The 19,744-nt window shown below is 63.2% G+C and carries 14 protein-coding genes and 1 pseudogene; 9 read left to right on the top strand and 6 right to left on the bottom strand.

Translation table 11 applies throughout. From position 1 onward, the window contains the following. A pseudogene (locus tag BN1233_RS49470) lies at window positions 1-576 on the bottom strand (class I poly(R)-hydroxyalkanoic acid synthase); the annotation flags it as partial. 191 nt (window positions 577-767) lie between these two features. Here BN1233_RS49470 and BN1233_RS03275 point away from each other — a divergent pair. Then, window positions 768-1,520 (top strand): aspartate/glutamate racemase family protein, encoded by a 753-nt coding sequence (locus tag BN1233_RS03275; protein ID WP_244470837.1) that lies wholly within the window; start codon window positions 768-770, stop codon window positions 1,518-1,520. A gap of 16 nt (window positions 1,521-1,536) precedes the next feature. Here the strand turns inward: BN1233_RS03275 and BN1233_RS03270 are convergent, their stop codons facing one another. Beyond that, a complete protein-coding gene (locus tag BN1233_RS03270; RefSeq protein ID WP_046861985.1) occupies window positions 1,537-2,547 on the bottom strand; it encodes a 1-aminocyclopropane-1-carboxylate deaminase in 1,011 nt (336 codons plus the stop codon). A gap of 143 nt (window positions 2,548-2,690) precedes the next feature. On the opposite strand from BN1233_RS03270, the gene BN1233_RS03265 reads away from it, so the two are divergent. Then, window positions 2,691-3,170: an Lrp/AsnC family transcriptional regulator gene (locus BN1233_RS03265; RefSeq protein WP_046861984.1), complete on the top strand. Its 480-nt coding sequence runs from the start codon at window positions 2,691-2,693 to the stop codon at window positions 3,168-3,170. A 35-nt stretch (window positions 3,171-3,205) separates the two neighbouring features. Here BN1233_RS03265 and BN1233_RS03260 read toward each other — a convergent pair whose 3' ends face one another. Further along, entirely contained in the window at window positions 3,206-5,233 is a 2,028-nt protein-coding gene (locus BN1233_RS03260; RefSeq protein WP_082145121.1) for an AI-2E family transporter, read from the bottom strand. Between the two features lie 381 nt (window positions 5,234-5,614). Between BN1233_RS03260 and BN1233_RS03255 the strand changes: the two genes are divergently transcribed. The 6 genes from BN1233_RS03255 to BN1233_RS03225 all read left to right on the top strand — a co-directional run bounded on the left by BN1233_RS03255 (window position 5,615) and on the right by BN1233_RS03225 (window position 14,690). Beyond that, window positions 5,615-6,169 (top strand): dienelactone hydrolase family protein, encoded by a 555-nt coding sequence (locus tag BN1233_RS03255; RefSeq protein WP_048708833.1) that lies wholly within the window; start codon window positions 5,615-5,617, stop codon window positions 6,167-6,169. A 94-nt stretch (window positions 6,170-6,263) separates the two neighbouring features. After that, window positions 6,264-8,330 carry a M3 family metallopeptidase gene (locus BN1233_RS03250; protein ID WP_046861983.1) on the top strand — a complete coding sequence of 689 codons (2,067 nt, stop codon included), beginning with the start codon at window positions 6,264-6,266 and terminating at the stop codon, window positions 8,328-8,330. Window positions 8,331-8,478: 148 nt separating this feature from the next. Beyond that, entirely contained in the window at window positions 8,479-11,400 is a 2,922-nt protein-coding gene (locus BN1233_RS03245) for an ATP-binding protein (protein ID WP_052763683.1), read from the top strand. A gap of 494 nt (window positions 11,401-11,894) precedes the next feature. Continuing rightward, window positions 11,895-12,935, top strand: a complete 1,041-nt coding sequence (locus tag BN1233_RS03235) for an NAD(P)/FAD-dependent oxidoreductase (protein ID WP_046861981.1) — start codon at window positions 11,895-11,897, stop codon at window positions 12,933-12,935. A 223-nt stretch (window positions 12,936-13,158) separates the two neighbouring features. Beyond that, window positions 13,159-13,890: a DUF4142 domain-containing protein gene (locus BN1233_RS42585; protein WP_048708835.1), complete on the top strand. Its 732-nt coding sequence runs from the start codon at window positions 13,159-13,161 to the stop codon at window positions 13,888-13,890. 188 nt (window positions 13,891-14,078) lie between these two features. After that, window positions 14,079-14,690, top strand: a complete 612-nt coding sequence (locus BN1233_RS03225; protein WP_046861980.1) for a hypothetical protein — start codon at window positions 14,079-14,081, stop codon at window positions 14,688-14,690. Between the two features lie 64 nt (window positions 14,691-14,754). On the opposite strand, the gene BN1233_RS03220 is transcribed toward BN1233_RS03225, so the two are convergent. From BN1233_RS03220 to BN1233_RS03210, 3 genes are all read right to left on the bottom strand, one after another. Continuing rightward, window positions 14,755-16,428: an acyl-CoA dehydrogenase family protein gene (locus BN1233_RS03220; RefSeq protein ID WP_046861979.1), complete on the bottom strand. Its 1,674-nt coding sequence runs from the start codon at window positions 16,426-16,428 to the stop codon at window positions 14,755-14,757. 39 nt (window positions 16,429-16,467) lie between these two features. Continuing rightward, window positions 16,468-17,367 carry a DMT family transporter gene (locus BN1233_RS03215; RefSeq protein ID WP_046861978.1) on the bottom strand — a complete coding sequence of 300 codons (900 nt, stop codon included), beginning with the start codon at window positions 17,365-17,367 and terminating at the stop codon, window positions 16,468-16,470. A gap of 246 nt (window positions 17,368-17,613) precedes the next feature. Further along, window positions 17,614-18,531, bottom strand: a complete 918-nt coding sequence (locus BN1233_RS03210) for a LysR substrate-binding domain-containing protein (protein WP_046862435.1) — start codon at window positions 18,529-18,531, stop codon at window positions 17,614-17,616. 155 nt (window positions 18,532-18,686) lie between these two features. On the opposite strand from BN1233_RS03210, the gene BN1233_RS03205 reads away from it, so the two are divergent. Further along, window positions 18,687-19,721 carry an ABC transporter substrate-binding protein gene (locus BN1233_RS03205; RefSeq protein WP_046861977.1) on the top strand — a complete coding sequence of 345 codons (1,035 nt, stop codon included), beginning with the start codon at window positions 18,687-18,689 and terminating at the stop codon, window positions 19,719-19,721. Window positions 19,722-19,744 lie beyond the last annotated feature (23 nt).

Genomic DNA, 19,744 nt, shown 5'->3' with positions numbered 1-19,744 from the left:
ATCGGAGGCAAAGGTCTCACGCAGAAGCTCGGGATTCGTGAACACCCAGTTCGACGGAGCGACCGCGTTGACGATCTGCTTCGTGTAGAAACGAGCCTTGTGATGGGTGTCCTGATCGAGCCCCTCGACTTCATCGACCAGACGCTCCGCCCAATTGGACGTGATCAGATACGACTTCTTCATGAAATCGAAGAACTGGTTCTCCGACCAGTCCGGACTCTTGAAGCGCTTGTCCTTCTCGGGAAGCGCCGTCTCACCACTGCCCAGGCCCATCATCTGCCGCACGGACGAGTTCCATAGGTCCAGATAGGATTGCCAGAGTTCCGATTGAGCCTTGAGAATCGTCCCCGGCTGGCTCAGCCAAGCCTGCTGGACCTGCGCGAAAGTCTTCGCGACGGGGGTGATCTCGTCCATGCTGCTCGCCGCCGTCGGATCTGCCAACTGCGGCTGGAACAGGGCAGCGACGGCGTTGCTGGTTTCCCCGAGCAGGAGGGCCATGTTGTTGGCAAAGCGCTGCGGATCCTGCACCTCGAAGCCGATGCTCTGCAGCGAATCCATCCGTGCCTGTGTCGTCATTGCCGTTTCCTCCTCAGATCCAGCCGCTTCGATGCGACGATTCCTCCGTCAGGATACAACGTGGTCGAGGCGCCGACGATCCTGTGCGAGTACTTGGCTCTCGCATTGCTCGGAGCCCCTGCACGGGCACCGTGCTGGGGACGGATGAGCGATTGCCCGATCATGCGGCATGACTCCGGCCCGGACAGGCGATGGCTTGGCTCTGGCATCCCGGCTATGGCGAGACGGGCCTGACGACGAAAGGAGCCTCCATGCCCCGACACATCGGTATCGTCGCCTGTTCGGCCGAAGGAGCAGCCCTCTGCTACCGGACCATCTGCACGGAAGGTGCGCAGCTCCTCGGACCACTTGCTCATCCCGAAGTCTCCATGCACACGTACTCGCTTGCCGACTACGTGGACCGCATCGGCCGCCACGACTGGAAGGGCGTGGGCGAGCTGATGCTCAGCTCAGCGGACAAGCTTGCCAGGACCGGCGCCGAATTCCTGATCTGTCCCGACAACACCATTCACCAGGCGCTTCCCTTCGTCGAGCCGCGATCGCCGCTCCCCTGGCTGCACATCGCCGAGATCGTCGCCGAACAGGCCGTCGAACATGGCTACCGGTGCCTTGGCCTGACCGGAACCCGCTGGCTCGTCGACAGCGAGGTCTATCCCGACAAGCTTACCGCACGCGGGCTGGATTTTGTTCGCCCGGACGCCGTCGACCGCGAAGAGATCAACCGCATCATCATGGAAGAGCTGGTTTACGGCGTCTTCAGGCCCGAGGCGGTCGCCTCCCTTCAGCGAGTGATCGGACGAATGAAGGATGAGGGTTGCGAGGCCGTCATACTGGGTTGCACCGAGATCCCCTTGATCGTCAACGACTTGAATTCTCCGCTGCCGACGCTCGATTCCACACGCCTGCTTGCGCGGGCGGCGCTGCGCCGTGCAGCGCGCCAGTAATGGCATTGGCGACGGATCATCCGTTTCGGAACGTATAACTGTAGCCGTTGATGGCGGGTACGCCGCCCAGATGTGCGTACAGAATTCTCGAACCGGCGGGAAAGAAACCTTTCCTGACAAGGTCAATCATTCCCTGCATGGATTTCCCCTCGTAAACCGGGTCGGTCATCATGCCTTCGAGGCGTGCTGCAAGCCGGATGGCCTCGAGAGTTTCCTTGGACGGGATCCCGTATACGGGATACGCGTGATCTTCATTCAGCACGATATCCTCAGGATCGATGTTCTTTCCGCCAATCAGATCCGAAGTTTTCCGAGCAATATCCAGAACTTGGGCCCGGGTCTGGGCCGGGGTAGCCGAAGCGTCGATACCGATCACACTGCGGTGGCGTCCATCTTTGGCGAAGCCGACGACCATGCCTGCGTGAGTCGATCCGGTTACGGTGCAAACCACGACGAAGTCGAATGTGAAGCCGAGTGCAACTTCCTGCTTCCGTACTTCCTCTGCAAAACCGACATAGCCGAGACCACCGAGTTTGTGAACGGATGCTCCTGCAGGGATCGGATAGGGTTTGCCGCCCTTCGCCCTCACATCCTCGAGGGCATTTTCCCAGCTCTCACGGATCCCGATATCGAAGCCTTCGTCAACGAGCTGAACCTCGGCACCCATGACTCGGGACAGCAGGATATTGCCGACCCGGTCATAGACCGCATCGTCGTGCGGCACCCAACTCTCCTGAACCAGACGGCATTTCATACCGATCTTCGCGGCAGTGGCCGCAACCATCCGTGTGTGATTGGACTGCACGCCACCGATCGAGACAAGCGTATCGGCTCCGCTCGCAATGGCATCCGGCACGATATACTCCAATTTGCGCAGCTTGTTGCCGCCAAATGCCAGCCCGGAATTGCAATCTTCTCGCTTGGCGAAGATCTCGACCCGTCCACCCAGGTGAGCTGACAGCCGCTCCAGTTTCTCGATCGGAGTCGGACCAAAGGTGAGAGGATACCGCTCGAATTTTTCCAACATGGCAGGCAGGTCTCCGGATGTTTGGATGCGACGAAGCTACCAGGACTGGATTGAAACGTCCTCTCATAGTATAGTCCGTTATTTCTCCGATCTCTCTAAGAGCGACTGTATGCTGTGATTTCCTTTCGACTGAAGGCGCTAAAATGAACGGATCCACCAGCAGGGGAGCGCTTGACCGGACAGATCTGAAAATTCTCCGTCTGCTTCAAGCTGACGGGCGTCTCAGCAATGCTGACATTGCAAAACGGGTGAATACCAGTCCAGCGACCTGCCACCGTCGGGTCCAGCGGTTGTTCGCAGATGGATACGTTGGTGCCGTGCGGGCCCAGGTTGCGCCACATCGGGTCGACCGGGGGACCCTCGCCTTCGTAGGAGTTGTGCTCGACCGCTCCACACCTGAGAGCTTCGGCGCCTTCGAAGCAGCGATCCGGGATCTGCCAGTCGTGCTCGATTGCCATCTTGTGGCTGGCGATTTCGATTACTTCCTGAAGATACGCGTGCGAGATATTGTTGATTTCAACCGGCTGCACGCCGAGAAGCTGATCGCGCTACCGGGTGTCCGGCAAACGCGCACTTTCTTTGTCATGAAGGAAGTCGTCGACAACGCACCGCTCAGTTTCTGATGAGCCGCACGGCAGTCCGATTCTCCGAAATCCGCTCAGGCCGGCAGTGGAACCTTCTCGGGCATCCGCCGTGCCTTGCCCGACACGGCTTCTCCCTCCTCGGGGTGGCCATTCCCAGCCGGCTGTCCCGTTGCTTCCCGGAGGCAGCAGAGGACAGCCTCGCGGAGTGAGGCGACGAAGTGGTCTGCGCCGACGGCCGTCTGTAGATTCTCGTCCTGCTGGATTGCATCATCGGCGGGCCAGAGACCGACGAGGATCGGCGCCGTTGCGACGCGTTGCCGGAGGCGACGCAGAAGATAGCGAAGATGAGCCGGCGTCCCGCTGATCTCGAGATACGAGATGCAGGCCATCCGAACTGCCGAGACATCGAGGCTGCCGATCGCCGAACGAGATACCGCGGCATGGGGCAAGACCTTGGTCCCGAAGCCATATTTGCGCAGGAGTTGCGCTAGCATCATCGCGGCAGCCTCATCGAGCGGACCCCGACCCGCAATGCAGAGAATGGCACCGTCGACTCGCCACTCGGCGGGAATGTCCTCCGGCCGGGGCTGGTCCGGCGGAGCGGCTGGTGTGCGCTCGGTCGGCACCTCATCGTTCGGGGGCGCGACCGGCTCGTTCGGCTTGTCATCATCCGGCGGCTCGTCGGTGTGCGGGCTGAGATCCGATACAAGTGCCTGCACGGCTTCGTTGATACGGCTGATCTGCGCGACGCTCAGAACGCCGCGGGCGGCATCGCTCGCAGCGAACCGAAGGCCCGGCAAAGCCACCTCGTCGTAATAGGACGTCAGAGAGCGGTCCTTGAGAAGAAGTTCCGCGTGCTCTACCGCCTCGTCCGGATCCCCGGCGAGCATGCGCTGATATAGATTCTCGGCGGGCGTGAGCGCGGGCCGGTCGCCCAGCAGCACGTCCAGGAATTCCAGCCGCTCGACGTGTCGCCCGAGCACGACGAGACAGAGGGTGAGCGGCGTCGCGATGATCAGGCCGATCGGCCCCCAGAGCCAGGTCCAGAAGATGGCGGACAGCACGACCGCGAACGGCGAAAGCCCGGTGCTCTGGCCATAGACGAGCGGTTCGATCACATGGCCCATGATCGGCTCGCTGACGAGGAAGAGCGCCACGGTCGCAAGCAGCATTGTCCAGCCCGGGTCCACCGCTGCCGCCAGAATGGCCGGCGCTCCAGCGGCCAGAAACGAGCCGATATAGGGGACGAACCGCATCAGCATCGTGAAGATCCCCCAGAGGAGCGGAGAGGGAACACCGATGAGCCATAGACCGGCAGCAATGAAGGCCCCGAATGCCGCATTCATCCCGAGCTGCATCAGGAAGTAGCGGCTCAGCCGGTGGGCCGCATCGTCCATCGCCACGGTCGTGCGATGAAGATCTCTCGAACCGAAAAGGCGGATCAGCCGGTCGCGCAGATCCTCGCGCTGGAGGAGAACGAAGACCAGGACCACGAACACGATTCCGGTCATAGCCAGCGGCTCGACGAGCGGCGCCAGCACTCTGCGTGAAAGCTCGAGCGGCGTCTCCTCGCGCTCGTGGACCTCGACCGGGATCGGCTGGGGCTCCTCGGGTGCCGACGCGGCAGGAGCAGGATCGGGGGCAGGAGCGGGCGCCGTTGCGGGCGTCTCCTTCGTGGCCCGCTCGATCTCCCGATCCACGCTCTTGAGGAATTCGGGGATGCGTCCGATGGCCCCCTCGCGCAGGGACGATACCTTCTCGTGGAATGTGCGCTGGTAGAGCGGAAGGTCGCTTGCAAGGCTCGCGACCTGTAGCCCGATGGTGCCCGCGAGCAGCATGAGAATGGTCAGGGCGAACAGAACGGCCGTAATTACCGCCGGCACGCGGCTGAAATGCAGGCGCCGGAGGAGGTTCACGAGCGGGGTGAGCACGAAGGCGAGCAGAAGCGCCAAAACGACCGGGAGGAACACGTCTCGTCCCACGAAGAGCGCGGCGACGATGACGACACCGACCGCCAGGGTCGTGAGACCGGACAGGCTCGGCACGCCCGCTGGAGGGATCTCCGGCTGCTGGGATTTCGGCGTGCTGGATGGGTCGGGCATCAATACGGGTCCTCGAGCCGCCTTCGCGGCGGCTCCCCCTCAACGCCAAAGCCGGATGAACGATCCTTGGCCGTGAGCTGCCTGCCGGCTCGATGGGGCCATTTGCCCCTCTGCGGATCCAGGGAGGACACCCCCATGTTGCAGGTTGTTCGTCAAAGGTCCCTGCAATCCATTCCATGCCGACCACACGACGTGCGCTCCTCACGGGGGCGGTCGCCCTGCCCTTCTCGCCTCTGCTCTCCAGTGCGGATGCCGCAATCCGAGAGCAGGAACTAACGTTCAGGAGCGGTGCGAGCCGGATCAGAGTCGACCTCTTTTCCGCACTGGGAACCAGCGCGCCCGCCGTGATCATGCTGCACGGTGCGGATGGGCCGCGGAGCAATGCCATGTATCGCGCGGGCGCGCGCGATCGCGGCAGCCGGCTTCAACGTTTACTTCGTTCATTATCTGGACCGGACAGGCGAGATGCGTGCATCGCTCGCCAGCATGTTCCGGAACTTCCCGGCCTGGATCAATGTGGTTGCCGACGCGCTCACCTTCGTGGAGGACCGGCCCGAAGCCCATCGCGACCGGATCGCAATCGTTGGGATCTCGCTCGGGGCTGCGCTCGGCTTGGCCGTCGCTTCATCGGATCGAAGGGTTCGCGCTCTCGTCCATTATTCCGGCCCGGTACCGCACGGGGCGATTGCGAAGGACGCCCTCCTGCCGCCGCTTCTGGTCCTGCACGGCGCGGCCGATCGGATCGTCCCGGTAGCAAACGCCCATGCCGTCGAAGCCCTGGCGCGCGAGCAGGGGGTGCTGGTCGAAGCCGTGATCTATCCGGGACAGGGGCACGGCTTCCACGGCGCGGCCGCGGAGGATGCGATGCAGCGCACACTGGCTTTCCTGAAGCATCAGCTCACCCGCGAGGAAACCGGCCGCGCACCTACCGGATAGCATCCGTCGAGACCTGAGCACGTCCTTTGGAAACTGCTATCGACCGCCAGGACCGCGCACCTGCATAGAAAACGACCAGATTGGATGAAACGACATGACAAGTCCCGAAGGTGACGCCGAGAACCCCATTCTCCAGACTTGGACGGCCCCGTTTGGCCTGCCCCCCTTCGAATCCATTCGCCCCGGTCATTTCCCGCCGGCCTTCGAAAAAGCTCTCGCGCTGCATATCGCGGAGGTGGATGCGATCGCCGGCTCGCCCGAGGCGCCGACCTTCGGGAATACGCTCGAGGCGCTCGAGAAATCGGGTCAGTTGCTGAAGCGCGTTTCGGCACTCTTCTACAACCTGACGGGCGCCCATACGAACGATGCCCTGCAGGCGATCGAACGCGACATGGCCCCGCGCCTCGCACGCCACCGCACGGCGATCTTCATGAGCGAGGCGCTGTTCCGGCGCGTCGATGCTCTCGCGGCAGCCCAGGATGGCGATGCGCTCTCGCCCGAACAGCGGAGGGTCCTGAACCGCTATCACACCATGTTCCTGAGGGCGGGAGCCCGTCTCGGCCCGGATAACAAGGCCCGGCTCGCGCAGATCATGGAACGCCTTGCCGAACTGGGCACACGCTTTGCGCAGAACGTGCTCACCGACGAGAAGTCCTACTGCCTCGTGCTCAAGGACGAGGACGACCTCGCGGGGCTTCCGGCGTTCGTGAAGGAGGCGGCATCCCGGGCGGCCGAAGAACGTGGCCTCACCGGTCGCCACGTCATCACGCTGGCGCGCTCGAGCATCGAGCCGTTTCTCCAGTTCTCGAGTCGCCGGGACCTGAGAGAGAAGGCATTCGCCGCCTGGGCGAGCCGGGGTGATCACGACGGGGAGACCGATAACAAGCCGATCATCGCCGAGATGATCCGGTTGCGCGAGGAGCGTGCGCTCCTCCTCGGCTACGAGACATTCGCGGCGTTCAAGCTCGCCGACACGATGGCGAAAAATCCCGCGGCCGTCGAGAACCTGTTACGCGAGGTCTGGGATCCCGCCGTTGCCCGTGCCCGGGAGGAGCAGGCGGATCTCGAGGCGCTCGCCCGCGCGGACGGATTGAACGACGGGATCGCTCCCTGGGACTGGCGCTACTACAGCGAGCGGCTCCGGCGCCTGCGCCATGATCTCGATGAGGCGGCGATCAAACCGTATTTTCAGCTCGACTGCATGATCGCGGCGGCCTTCGACACGGCGAACCGCCTGTTTGGCCTGCGCTTCACGGAAGTCCGGGACGCTCCTCGCTATCATCCCGACCTTCGTATTTTCGAGGTCGAAGCAGAAGATGGCCGTTCCGTGGGGTTGTTCATCGGGGATTACTTCGCCCGCCCGAGTAAACGGAGCGGCGCCTGGATGAGTGCATTCCGGACGCAGGAGCGGCTCACCGGGGACGTGCGGCCGATCATCGTCAACGTAATGAACTTCGCGAAGGGGGACCCGGCGCTGCTCAGCTTCGACGACGCGCGCACGCTGTTCCACGAGTTCGGCCATGCCCTTCATGGCCTCCTGTCGGACGTTACCTATCCGCTCCTCGCCGGGACCGCCGTTCCGACGGATTTCGTGGAACTGCCGTCGCAGCTCTACGAGCACTGGCTCTCGCAACCAGCCATTCTCCAGCGTTTTGCGATCCATACCGAGACCGGCCAGCCCATTCCGGAAGAGTTGCTCGAGCGTTTGATCGGCGCCCGAACCTTCAACCAGGGCTTCGCGACAGTCGAATATCTGGCGTCCGCCTTCGTTGATCTCGACCTTCATCGCCTGACCGAAGGTGATGTTCTCGACGTCACGGCGTTCGAGCGCGAGGCGCTGCAGCGCATCGGCATGCCGGACACGATCATCATGCGGCATCGCACTCCGCATTTCGCGCATGTCTTCGCGGGCGATGGCTATTCGGCTGGCTATTACAGCTATCTCTGGTCGGAAGTGCTCGACGCGGACGCCTTCAAGGCCTTCGAGGAGGCAGGTGATCCGTTCCATGCCGAAACCGCCAGACGATTGAGGGAATTCATCTATTCGGCAGGAAACCTGCGCGACCCCGAGGAGGCTTACCGGGCATTCCGTGGACGACTCCCGACGCCGGAGGCGCTTCTCGCCAAGCGCGGGCTGCACGGGAGCGGCACCGCTGCGTAACCTTGGCTGGCAAACGCTTCGTCAAACATGGGAAGTTTTGAGGCGCGGCCATCCGCCGAGTTGACGCCCCCTTAAACGTCGTGGCGGATAGTGGCCGCGGTGCAGACCGGCCGGGGATGGCCCCGGATCGAACCGGCCCGAGGGAGTCGTGTTGGAGGAGCCCGAAAACCCGTCTGGTGGAACGCCGCCGCGGAGCGGTGCCGCGATCTCCTTCAGCAAGGCGATCTGGATTGGCGTCGCACTGGCCGGTCTCAGCCTCGTCGCGCTCACCCTGTGGGTCGTGTGGCAGTCGAACCGACAGTTGTCGTCGGTCGCAGGGTCTTCCGTCGAAACGATCGTCAGGGCTCTCGATCAGCATGCAGCCCAGACCATTCTCGCAGCCGACGCGACGTTGCAGATCGTGACTCGCTCCAGCCTCCCGGCAACTGTTCCGGAAGATTCCCGACGCGGGTTCCTCGATGTTCTGGCGGAGACGAACGAGGCGGTCCTGTCGATCCTGATCGTCGAGGGCAAGACAGGCGCCGTGCTTGCGCACGGAGGGCCGGCTCTGCGCACGGATTTCGTGGCGGATACCCTCCGCGAGCGCCGGGAGAGGCAGGAAAACGATCTTTGGATCGGCCGGGCATTTCTGGATGAGACGCGCGGGGAATGGTTCATTCCGCTCAGTCGCTCCGTGCAGGGAGACAATGCCGCCGAGCCTGCAGTCGCCATCGTGGCGCTCCCGCTTGGCCCCATTCAGCGCTTCTACCAGAGCATCAGCACCGGCCACAGCAATATGATCTCGCTCCTTCGCCGGGACGGGGTTCTTCTGGCGCACAATCCGTCCAATGCCGGCGTGGTTGGACGGGAGCATCCCGACGTCGCCCTCGTGCGCGAGAGGCTTCGGGACGCCCCGGAAGGCTCCCCCAAGGTTTCGGGCTCCATTGACCAAGCCAATCGCGTCACCGCTTACCGGACGGTCGATCGGCTTCCGCTCGTCATCGCAGCGACCGTCAGCAAGGCCGATATCCTGGCCGAATGGGTCAGGCGCGGCAAGCGGGACCTTGTCATCACACTCGTCATCATCGGCGGGTTTCTTCTCCTCGGAGTCCTCGTCGCACGAGAGGTTCAGCGACGCGAGGTTGCCGAGCGCGGCCTTCGGCAGCAGACGAAGCTGTTGCGCGCCACCCTTGAGAACATGGATCAAGGCCTGGTGATGTTCGACGCGACGGAAACCGTGCAAGTCTACAATCACCGCGCACTCGAGCTGCTGGACCTGCCGGAATCGCTCCTCTCCCGCCATCCGACTTTCGCGGAGGTGCGGCAGTATCAGCTGGACAAGGACGAATTCACCCGGTGTGATGCCGCCTTCAAGCAGTGGGTCAAAGAGCGCGGCGTCAACGGCAACCGCCATACCTACGAGCGGGAGCGTCCGAACGGGACTGTTCTCGAGATCCGCACCGTTCCTCTCGCGGACGGTGGTGCCGTGCGGACCTATACGGATATCACGGTACGCAAGACGATCGAGGTCGCGCTGGCCGAGGCGAAGTCGCTCGCAGAGGCGGCCCGGAGACATGCGGAGGGAGTCAGCAAGGCGAAATCGGAGTTCCTGGCCTCGATGAGCCATGAAATTCGAACGCCGCTGAACGGCATACTGGGATTCGCGGATCTCCTCCTCGACCATCCCGATATGGCGGCGGAGACCCGGAGCTATGTCGAGCGGATCCGGACCGCGGGCTTGGCATTGCTGACGGTCGTCAACGATGTCCTCGATTTCTCGAAGATCGAGGCCGGTCAGGTCGACCTGTCCATGCAGCCGCTCTCGCTCAAGGCCCTGATCGACAACTGCATCGCCATCGTACGAGCGATGGCCGCGAAGAAGCGCCTCGAGGTCAGTGTATCCCTCGACCCGAACCTGCCGACCTGGGTCGACGGTGACGAGGCCAGGCTCCGGCAAGTGCTCCTGAATCTCCTCAACAACGCCGTGAAGTTCACACCGAAAGGCTCCGTCGCGCTGACCGTTTGGGTCGAGCGGAGCACGGAGTCCGGGTATCGAATCCGGTTTCGCGTGAGCGACACGGGTATCGGAATTCCCTTCGACAAGCAGTCTCGCCTGTTCCAGCGCTTCAGCCAGATCGACGGGTCGATCAGCCGTGAATTCGGAGGAACGGGGCTCGGGCTCGCCATCTCGAAACACCTCGTGGAGCTCATGGGAGGATCCATCGGTGTGGAAAGCCGGGAAGGCCAGGGCTCGACGTTCTGGTTTACCGTCGAGCTCGGCAAGGCCGAGGCACGATACAGCCAAACCGAGTCCCAGCGGAGCGCTGGTGCCGGCCTGCGCCCGGCAAGCATCCTCCTGGTGGAGGATGTCGAGGCCAATCATGTCCTGGCTCGCGCCGTCCTGGAAGCGCAGGGACATCAGGTGGATGTCGCCGAGAATGGGCAGGAAGCGATCGACGCTGTCCGGAAAAACAGCTACGACGTCGTCCTCATGGACATCCAGATGCCCGGGATGGATGGGCTAACGGCAACACGCCGCATCCGGGAGTTGCCCGGCCCGGAGCGGAGCCTACCCATCATCGCCATGACGGCCAACGTGCTTCCCGAGCAGATCGAGGAGTTCCGGAAGGCCGGGATGAACGACCATGTCGGCAAGCCCTTCGATCGCGAGCAGCTTTATACGGTCATTGATCGCTGGATTTCCGATTTCGTGGTCGTCGAGACGGGTCCACCGCAAGCTGAGCATTGTGAAGAGCAGGACATGGTTCTCGATCAGGCTGTCTTCGACGATCTCTGCGCCCTGCTCGGCACCGACAAGATGAGCCAGATGCTTCGAAAGCTGAGCGACCAGCTCGCCGAACTCGATCCCGGGGCCGGCGATCCCGCGGAAGCAGCCCGCGCAGCCCACCGTCTCGTGTCGCAAACGGGAATGCTCGGGTTCATGGAGCTCAGTAACGCATGCAGCCGTCTCGAGGAGAGTCTCCTGGAAACGCGATCGGCCGCCGGAGTCGTGGATCACTTCAGCGCGGCAAGAGCACGCGCCATGATCGAAATCTCACGCCTGAGGGGCGCCTCGGTACAAGCGGCGTAATGCTCGCCCTTTCGGCACGCCAGGAGCCTTTCCGGGGTACGCGCGCCGCAGATTCCGACGAGCACCACGGCCTGGTGTCACGCAAGACATCCCGGAGGAACTCCAGGCCCTTGGGATCGGTTTCCAGGGCCTTCGCGTCGAGGACCGGCATCTTCAAGTCCGAGCGAATCAATTCGTTCGCCTAACTGGAATCAACGAATGATCCATTCTCGGGTTCCGCTGCGTCATTGACAAGCTGCGGCTGGCGCGACGGGCGCATGCGCGGGGCTCGATCGGGGTCTTGCCGCTCTTGGCGCAGTGCCCATCTCCTTGTCTTTGCAGAGAATTTTCCACACCATCTCCACATCGCCGCTGCGACCATGAATGCTTGTCTCGACAAGTCCTCGGATGCTCTCCGAGCGCAACGACGGTTCGCCGCGGAGACTGCGGCATTGTCAAGCGAGGATGGGCGTGCTTTCGGGGAAGAGGCGTGACGCGTGTCCGGAGAGTGATCGATGACCGACAGTATCGAGACAGATGTAGTGATCGTCGGGGCGGGTCCGGTTGGTCTGTTCGCCGTGTTCGAACTGGGCCTCCTGGACATCAAGGCGCATCTCATTGACATCCTCCCGAAACCGGGCGGCCAATGTGCCGAACTCTATCCCGAAAAGCCGATCTACGACATTCCGGCGCTTCCCGTCGTGACCGGGCAAGGTCTCGTCGATAGCCTGATGAAGCAGATCGAGCCCTTTCACCCGGTGTTCCATTTTGGCGAGATGGTATTCTCGCTCGAATCGATCGGCACGGCGGAAGCACCGCGATTCCGCCTAATGACCGACGCCGGGAAGAGCTTCACGTGCAAGGCGGTCGTGGTCGCGGCGGGTGGAGGCTCGTTCCAGCCCAAGAAGCCACCGATCGAGAACATTGAGGCCTACGAGAACACGAGTGTGTTCTACGCCGTGCGCCGGATGGAGACATTCCGCGGGAAGCGGATTCTCATCGTGGGCGGCGGCGATTCCGCGCTCGATTGGACCGTCAATCTCCAGCCGGTGGCGGAGCGTCTCACGCTCCTGCACCGCCGCGATGCCTTTCGGGCGGCGCCACATACCGTCGAGCAGATGCGCCGTCTCGTCGCCGCAGGCGAGATGGACCTGCAGCTTGGTCAGGTCGTGGCTCTGAAAGGAGAGCCACCGCAGCTCAAGGCAGCGATCATGCGCCGCGATGACGGCTCGACAGTCGAGATCGCCTGCGACGTCATGCTTCCGTTCTTCGGGCTTACGATGAAGCTCGGCCCGCTGGTCGATTGGGGGCTCAATCTCCACGAGAACCTGATCCCCGTCGACACCGAGAAGTTTGAGACGAATATCCCCGGCATCTTCGCGATCGGCGACATCAATACTTATCCCGGGAAGCTGAAGCTGATCCTCTCCGGCTTTCACGAGGGGGCGCTCGCAGCGCAGAAGGTCCACCGCTACGTCTATCCGGACAGGCGGCTCACCTTCCAGTACACGACGTCTTCGACGAGTTTGCAGAAGAAGCTGGGCGTTGCCGCCTGAGGCAGAGTGAGTTCGCGCCTGCCCACTGAGGGCGGGCCAATTTCCTTCGGCACGGACGTGGCGCCTGATGTCCTGAGGGTCTGCCCTCCTGTGCCGGATCTTGCCTGGCGCTCGACCTCTGCGACACGGAGAAGAGTAGAGTACTGGGCCACAAACCCGAGAAACCTCGCGAACAATTTTGGCCTGCGGACGTTCGGGAAAGGACGGCTGCAGGAGATCATCGATGCTTCGCTCAGGGCTGGTGACGCTTCTTACAATCGGACTCTCGGTGCCGGTGCTCGCGCAGAGCAATCCCATGACGGCGCCGATTCCGGTCACTCCCAAACCGACGCAGGACGGCGCTGGTGCGATACCGGGCCAGCCGAACGAAACGGAGCAACAGCAGAGATTGCAGCGGGGCGGATCGCCGGCCGATACGGCTGCAAGGCCGCGCACCGGCGGTGCCCCGGACACGGCGCGCGCTGCGTCGGCAACCCCGTCCGGCGCCATCGATGAGAGCCACGTCCGTGACACGTTGGCCGCCGGAACCGTGACCCTGCAAGCCTCCACTTTCGCGCGGACAAAGGCCCAGAATCCTCACGTGAAGCAGTTCGCTGCATGGGAGGAGGCCGAACAGAATCTGCTGACCGACGTTCTCCACGGTCTTGCCGAACCGGCGGCGACCTCCTCGACGGGGAGCCGTGAAGCCGCGACGGCGCCGGTCATTTCGGACCAGGGCTCCGCCATGATGCAGCGCATGTCGCAAGCACAGCCGGGTCTCGCCTTCGATCGGGATTATGTCAATCTGCAATTGGAGAAGCACCGAGAGCTCGCGGCGATTCACGAGCGCTTCCTGAGCAGCAATCCCCGTAGTCACGAGCAGGCGACGATCGCCAAGCTCGCTCTCGGTCACGTGCGCGAGCACATCGCGCAGCTCGAGGATATCGGACGGGAGCTCGCAGGAACCCAGCAGTGACTCGCCGGCTCGAGGGCTCTTGCCACTGCGCCGGTCGGTGCAGATGCGGCAGCCCGCAGGAGATCACTGCATGCTGCGGAAAGGCGAGAGCATCGGAGGGAAACTCCCGCGATATCCGCGGATCGGACACGGGCTTTGGCCCCTTACGATAGCCTCGACCGAGTTGTAACAGGATTGGAGGATACGACATGGCACGGGACAAGCGCGGCCAGACTGAAGAGCCCACGGTCGAGCAGGCCCTCGACGAGATTGCCGAGGAGAACAGCGGCGAGTTCGTGGCCGGTCCGACCAGCCGGAATGAAGTCGGCAACACCAAGCGCGCAGCCGAGAAGGCGACCGGCACGATGGGCGCCTCGACGAAGATCGACCCGGATCTGAGCATGAGCGAGATCGATGCCGGGCGTCCGCGCAGCGGCTCGCCGGCCGGCGTGCGCGGCTTCGACGAGGTTCCGCCCGAGAAGGGCGCGGGTCCCGTTCGCCTCGAGATCGCCAACGAGGAGATCGTCGAATCGACCACGCGCACGGCACGCACCGCGCCGGCACCCCGCGCGGCTCGCACGGAGAGCGGGGGGCCTGTCGACACGGATCGCGAGACCGGAGCGCGCGGCCGCGTGCCTGCCCCCGGAAACGTGGTCGACGTCCCGAAGGGAACCCTCGTCAGAGGGCATCCCACGGCGACGCAGTCCGGCGGGCGCTCGCAATCCTCGACGGGCGACGAGAAGCCTCCGAAACGCGCTGCCCGGGCGGGAAAGACCAACCAGCGTCCCCTGTCGAAGGGTGGCTCGGAAGAACGGGACTGAGCGGGGCCGGCGACCTACGCGTCGCCGCCGGACATGAGGTCGCCTTCCGCTGGACTCGCGCGGATCAGCTTTCGATCAGGCGCCGCGCGATGACCTGCGCCTGGATCTCGGCGGCTCCCTCGAAGATCGAGAGGATTCGCGCGTCGCATAGAACCCGCGAGATTGGGTATTCCTGCGCGAAGCCGTTCCCGCCATGGATCTGGAGCGCATTGTCGGCCGCGGACCACGCGACTCGGGCAGCCATCAGCTTCGCCATGCCGGCCTCGAGATCACAGCGCTTCCCTTCGTCCTTTGCGCGGCCCGCGAAATAGGTGAGCTGGCGCGCCATGTGGATCTCTGCGGCCATCAGCACGAGCTTGTCGAAAACGCGCGGAAACGCGGCGAGCGGCTTTCCGAACTGGATCCGCTCTTCGGCATAACGCAAGCCGAGGTCGAGAGCCGATTGAGCGACGCCGACGGCACGCGCCGCCGTCTGAATGCGCGCGGACTCGAAGGTCTGCATGAGCTGCTTGAATCCCTGACCCTCCACGCCGCCGAGGAGGTTGTCCGCCGGCACCTCGAAGCCGTCGAACGCGAGCTCGAATTCCTTCATGCCGCGATAGCCGAGCACCTCGATTTCGCCACCGCTCATGCCCTCGACGGGGAACGGCATCTCGTCGGTTCCTCGCGGCTTTTCCGCCAGCAGGATCGACAGGCCGCGGTGACCGGGCTCGTCAGGATTCGTGCGCACGAGCATTGTCATAAGATCCGCCCGGACGGGATGCGTGATCCAGGTTTTGTTGCCATGGACACGATAGACATCGCCGTCGCGCACCGCCCGCGTACGCAGGGAGGCCAGATCCGAGCCGGTATTCGGCTCCGTGAAAACGGCCGTCGGAAGGATTTCGCCCGATGCGATGCCGGGCAGGAAGCGCATCTTCTGATCCTCGGTCCCGCCGCCGAGGATGAGCTCGGCCGCAATCTCGGATCGGGTCCCGAGCGACCCGACTCCGATGTAGGCACGCGACAGCTCCTCGGAGACGACGCACATCGACACCTTGGAGAGCCCCATGCCACCGAATTCTTCCGGGATCGTGAGGCCGAACACGCCGAGTTCGGCCATCTTCGAGATGATCTCGAGCGGGATATAGGCGTTCTCGAGGTGCCACTTATGGGCATGGGGCACCACCTCGGCTTCACCGAAGCGGCGCATCTCCGACCGGATCGCCTCGAGCGTGTCATCGAGGCCGGGATCCCCGAAGATCGCACCGCTTCCTCTCTCGCGCAGAAGGCGAGCCAGACGCGCTCGATGCGCAGCCGTGTTGCCTGATGCGATCAGGGCATCGACGACCGGAGTGCGGAACCGCGCCGCATCTCGCATCGGCAGCCCTAGGGTCGAGAGCCGCACGAACTCCGTCTGGCTCATCGGGATGCCGCCGAACACCTGTTCGAGGTATTCGCCGGCTCCGACCCGAACGAGCAATTCTTCGATTTCCCCCAGCCGGCCCTCGGCTGAAAGACGCTCTGCGTAAGTGGCCAGCTCGCGAATCGCCGTCACATAGGTCGCAAGCCATGCGAGGCCATGTGCAGCGTGCTGTTCGGCCTCGAACCTCTCCGGCGAAAGCCGCCCATCGACGATGACGAGCGCACGGATCTGCCGTGTTGCTTCATCGAGGAGTTCCGCGACGGCGTCCGCGGCCTCCCGGACAGTCGAGACGAGTTCGGGTAATGGCAAGGCAGCAGCGGGTACGGCGGTCATCGGGCCCTCGGCAGGAACTGTGCGGTGCAGCATAAACGCTCACCGCGCCGCTGTTGACCCTCTATTTGTCGTGACTTGGTCGGGTCGGTTGGCAACCGCGACACCGAGGGCTGCAACGGCCATTCCCGAAATCTGGATCAGCGTGAGGGTCTCCCCGAACAGAAAGAAGGCCATCAGGGCCGACACCGGAGGGACGAGGTAGAGCAGCGTCGCGATGCCCGCGACCGCGCCGCGCCGGATCAGGTAGAGGAGAAGACCGATCGCTCCGATCGAGAGCCCGAAGACCGCCCACAGGAGGCCGGCAATTGCCGGGAAAACGAGGTCGAACCTGCCCTCCTCGACCAGCAATGCAGCTGGCAAGGTGATGGCAATGGCTCCGAGATACTGGACAACGGTCTGGGTCCGCAGGTCCCCCCCTCCTCCAGTGCGCTTCTGCCAGATAGTCCCGAGCGTGATCGACAGCATCGCGATGAGGCAGGCGAAGACCGGGAATATCGTGAAGCCCTCGGCTGCCAGAAGACCCGGCAGCACCACGAGAATCGCACCCGTGAGCCCGACCGCGATGCCGACCCAACGCCGCGGCGTCACGCGCTCGCCGAGGAGCGGCCCGACGAGAACGCCCGTCGCAAGCGGCTGCAAGCTGCTGATCAGCGCGGCGATCCCGGCAGGAAGCCCATGCTTCACGGCAAAGAACACGCCACCCAGATAAAATCCGTGCAGAAGGATTCCTGCCACCAGGGCATTGAACCATTCCATGGACCCGCGCGGCCAAGGCGCTCTGACCAGGAAGGCAAAGACCGAGAGCGCGGAGATGGCGAGCGCGTAGCGGAGGACCAGAAACGTCCATGGATCCGAGTGCGGGACGACCGCCCGTGCGACCACGAATCCGGTCGCCCAGATCACGACGAAAAGAGGGGGAGCGAGGCGGGCTAGAAGCACGGATCTTCCGTGGGAGGGCGAAAGGGTGAGGAGATGACAGGCCTAGGTTCATCCGGCAAGCCGGGCTTGACGCTGCCGATTCACCTGCCACAAGCCGATGGCCGCCCTCAGGGAGCGACGGGCGGCCGCTGACATCGGATTCGGGGATTCTGCTCGAATCTCGAATGGACCGGATAGTCAACACTCGCGGACCGTGAGAATTCGCACCCCGAAGATCGTACGACGACAGCGACCAGAGATGCGTGCTCAGGGGCAGGTCGACAGGCTTGCCGCTATGGCGCGCACCTCCTCCGCGAAGGCATCAACGAATTCCTGCGCGACTGCCGAGGGGCTGCGTTGTGGGGGAAAGACGGCAGCAAATTCGAAATCGATGCGCGGCAGAAATTGGCGCGAGACGACACCGCGCGAGGCGAACTCGGCGGCCGTGAAGGGATCGCAGATGCCGACGCCCACGCCAGAGGAAACCAGTCCGCACATGATTTCCGACAGAGGCGTCTCGAGCCGCAGGACGCGAGAGATGCCGTCCCTTGTAAAAACGCCGTCGATTAGGTGTCTACTGGCGTTACCGGCTGTCAGGGATACGAAGGTCTCTCCCTCAAAGTCATGCGGACGGAGCATCGTCTTGGCGCACAGGTGATGCCCTTCTGGCAGAACAGCGACCCGCGGCAGTACCGGCATCGGGATCGTCGGCAGCCCAGCGTGGACCATCGCAGCTTCCGCAAAGCCGATGTCGCACTGGAGATTGAGCACCCAATCGATGACGAGCGGCGAAATTATTCCAAAGAAGGCTAAGTCGAGGTTGGGCCGGTCTGCAACGAATCGTCCGGCGAAGCGTGGCATGATTCCGTTCGATAGGGCGGGCATGGCAGCGATACGCAGCATTCCCGTGCGGCGGGTGCGGATTTCCTCCGCGGCCTCCACGATTCGGTCGAGACCCACGAAGGAGCGTTCGACTTCTGCATAGAGGGCGGTGGCCGCGGCAGTCGGCACGAGACCTGTCCCCCGCTTTTCGAAGAGCGGCATTCTCAACAGAGCTTGGAGATCGCGCAACAATCGGCTCACCGCCGGCTGCGTTACGCCCATCATGTCCGCTGCTGCCGTCACGCTGCCCGACAGCATCACCGCGCGGAACGCTTCCACTTGCCTCAGATTGATGCGCGCCAAGCCGACTCCCTTCATAACATTAGATCATGAACAGGGTATCATTATGCATTTGACGATCAAGACATACCTTGGAACGGTTCCCAACCGTCGCCCGGGGCGGCGACGCCAATTCACAACTGTCGCCCATTGCGGCGACGCCGGGAGGAGAAAGTCGTATGAGGATTTCCGGTACATTCGTCGCCGCGGGCCTTGTGGGCCTCATCGCGTCGGCGATCCCCGCAGCTGCGCAACAGACGCTCTACGTAGCGGGATATGGCGGGTCGTTCGAGAAGACGATGCGCGACGAGGTCATTCCGGACTTCGAGAAGAAGCACGGCGTGAAGATCGAATACATTGCCGGCAATTCCACGGACACGCTGGCTAAGTTGCAGGCTCAGAAAGGCAACCAGCAGATCGATGTCGCCATCGTCGATGACGGTCCAATGTATCAGGCGATCGCTCTCGGCTTCTGCGGCAGAATTCAGGGTGTCCCGGCCGCCGATCTCTACGAAGCTGCGCGCTTCAAGGACGACCGCGCCGTCGCCATTGGCATCATCGCCACTGGCCTGATGTACAACACGAAGTACTTCGCGGAGAAGGGCTGGCCCGCTCCGACTTCATGGGACGATCTCAAGGATGCGAAATTCAAGCAATTAATCGTCGTCCCGCCCATCAACAACACATATGGTCTCTACACGCTGGTCATGTTCGCCAAGATGAATGGTGGCAGCGAAAAGAACATCGAGCCTGGCTTCAAGATCATGAAGGAGCAAGTGAACCCGAATGTGCTGGTCTACGAGCCTTCACCCGGCAAGATGACGGAACTCTTCCAGTCGGGCCAGGCCGTGCTCGCCGTATGGGGTACAGGCCGCGTGCAGTCCTTCGCCAATACCGGCTTTCCGGTAGATTTTGTCTACCCGAAGGAAGGCGCCGTGACGCTGCTCGCCTCGGCCTGCCCGGTCGAGAAGGCTAATGCCTCGCCGCTTGCCTCCGAGTTCATCAAGTCAATGCTCGAGCCCAAGATGCAGCTCATCCTGCTCAAGGACTATGGCTATGGGCCGGTCAACAAGAACGTGCAGGTGCCTGCCGAACTTGCAAAGATGGCGCCGATCGGCGAGCGGGCGTCCAAGCTCTACAACCCCGACTGGCCGACCATCAACGCTCACCGCGAAGAATGGACGAAGCGCTGGAACCGAGAGGTCGAGCGCTGACTCGCACCGCCTCCTGACTCGAA

The sequence above is a fragment of the Microvirga massiliensis genome (genome assembly GCF_001006805.1).
Taxonomy (GTDB): domain Bacteria; phylum Pseudomonadota; class Alphaproteobacteria; order Rhizobiales; family Beijerinckiaceae; genus Microvirga; species Microvirga massiliensis.
Note: the sequence above shows the minus strand (reverse complement) of the source record. Positions and strands in the feature narration are given on the sequence as shown.

Excerpts from the sequence above, each read along its gene's own strand:
- BN1233_RS03220 (WP_046861979.1), bottom strand. The coding sequence starts at position 16,428 with ATGACCGCCGTACCCGCTGCTGCCTTGCCATTACCCGAACTCGTCTCG.
- BN1233_RS42585 (WP_048708835.1), top strand. The coding sequence starts at position 13,159 with ATGCTTCGCTCAGGGCTGGTGACGCTTCTTACAATCGGACTCTCGGTG.
- BN1233_RS03270 (WP_046861985.1), bottom strand. The coding sequence starts at position 2,547 with ATGTTGGAAAAATTCGAGCGGTATCCTCTCACCTTTGGTCCGACTCCG.
- BN1233_RS03205 (WP_046861977.1), top strand. The coding sequence starts at position 18,687 with ATGAGGATTTCCGGTACATTCGTCGCCGCGGGCCTTGTGGGCCTCATC.
- BN1233_RS03265 (WP_046861984.1), top strand. The coding sequence starts at position 2,691 with ATGAACGGATCCACCAGCAGGGGAGCGCTTGACCGGACAGATCTGAAA.
- BN1233_RS03225 (WP_046861980.1), top strand. The coding sequence starts at position 14,079 with ATGGCACGGGACAAGCGCGGCCAGACTGAAGAGCCCACGGTCGAGCAG.
- BN1233_RS03260 (WP_082145121.1), bottom strand. The coding sequence starts at position 5,233 with ATGCCCGACCCATCCAGCACGCCGAAATCCCAGCAGCCGGAGATCCCT.
- BN1233_RS03235 (WP_046861981.1), top strand. The coding sequence starts at position 11,895 with ATGACCGACAGTATCGAGACAGATGTAGTGATCGTCGGGGCGGGTCCG.
- BN1233_RS03255 (WP_048708833.1), top strand. The coding sequence starts at position 5,615 with ATGCCATGTATCGCGCGGGCGCGCGCGATCGCGGCAGCCGGCTTCAAC.
- BN1233_RS03275 (WP_244470837.1), top strand. The coding sequence starts at position 768 with ATGGCTTGGCTCTGGCATCCCGGCTATGGCGAGACGGGCCTGACGACG.
- BN1233_RS03250 (WP_046861983.1), top strand. The coding sequence starts at position 6,264 with ATGACAAGTCCCGAAGGTGACGCCGAGAACCCCATTCTCCAGACTTGG.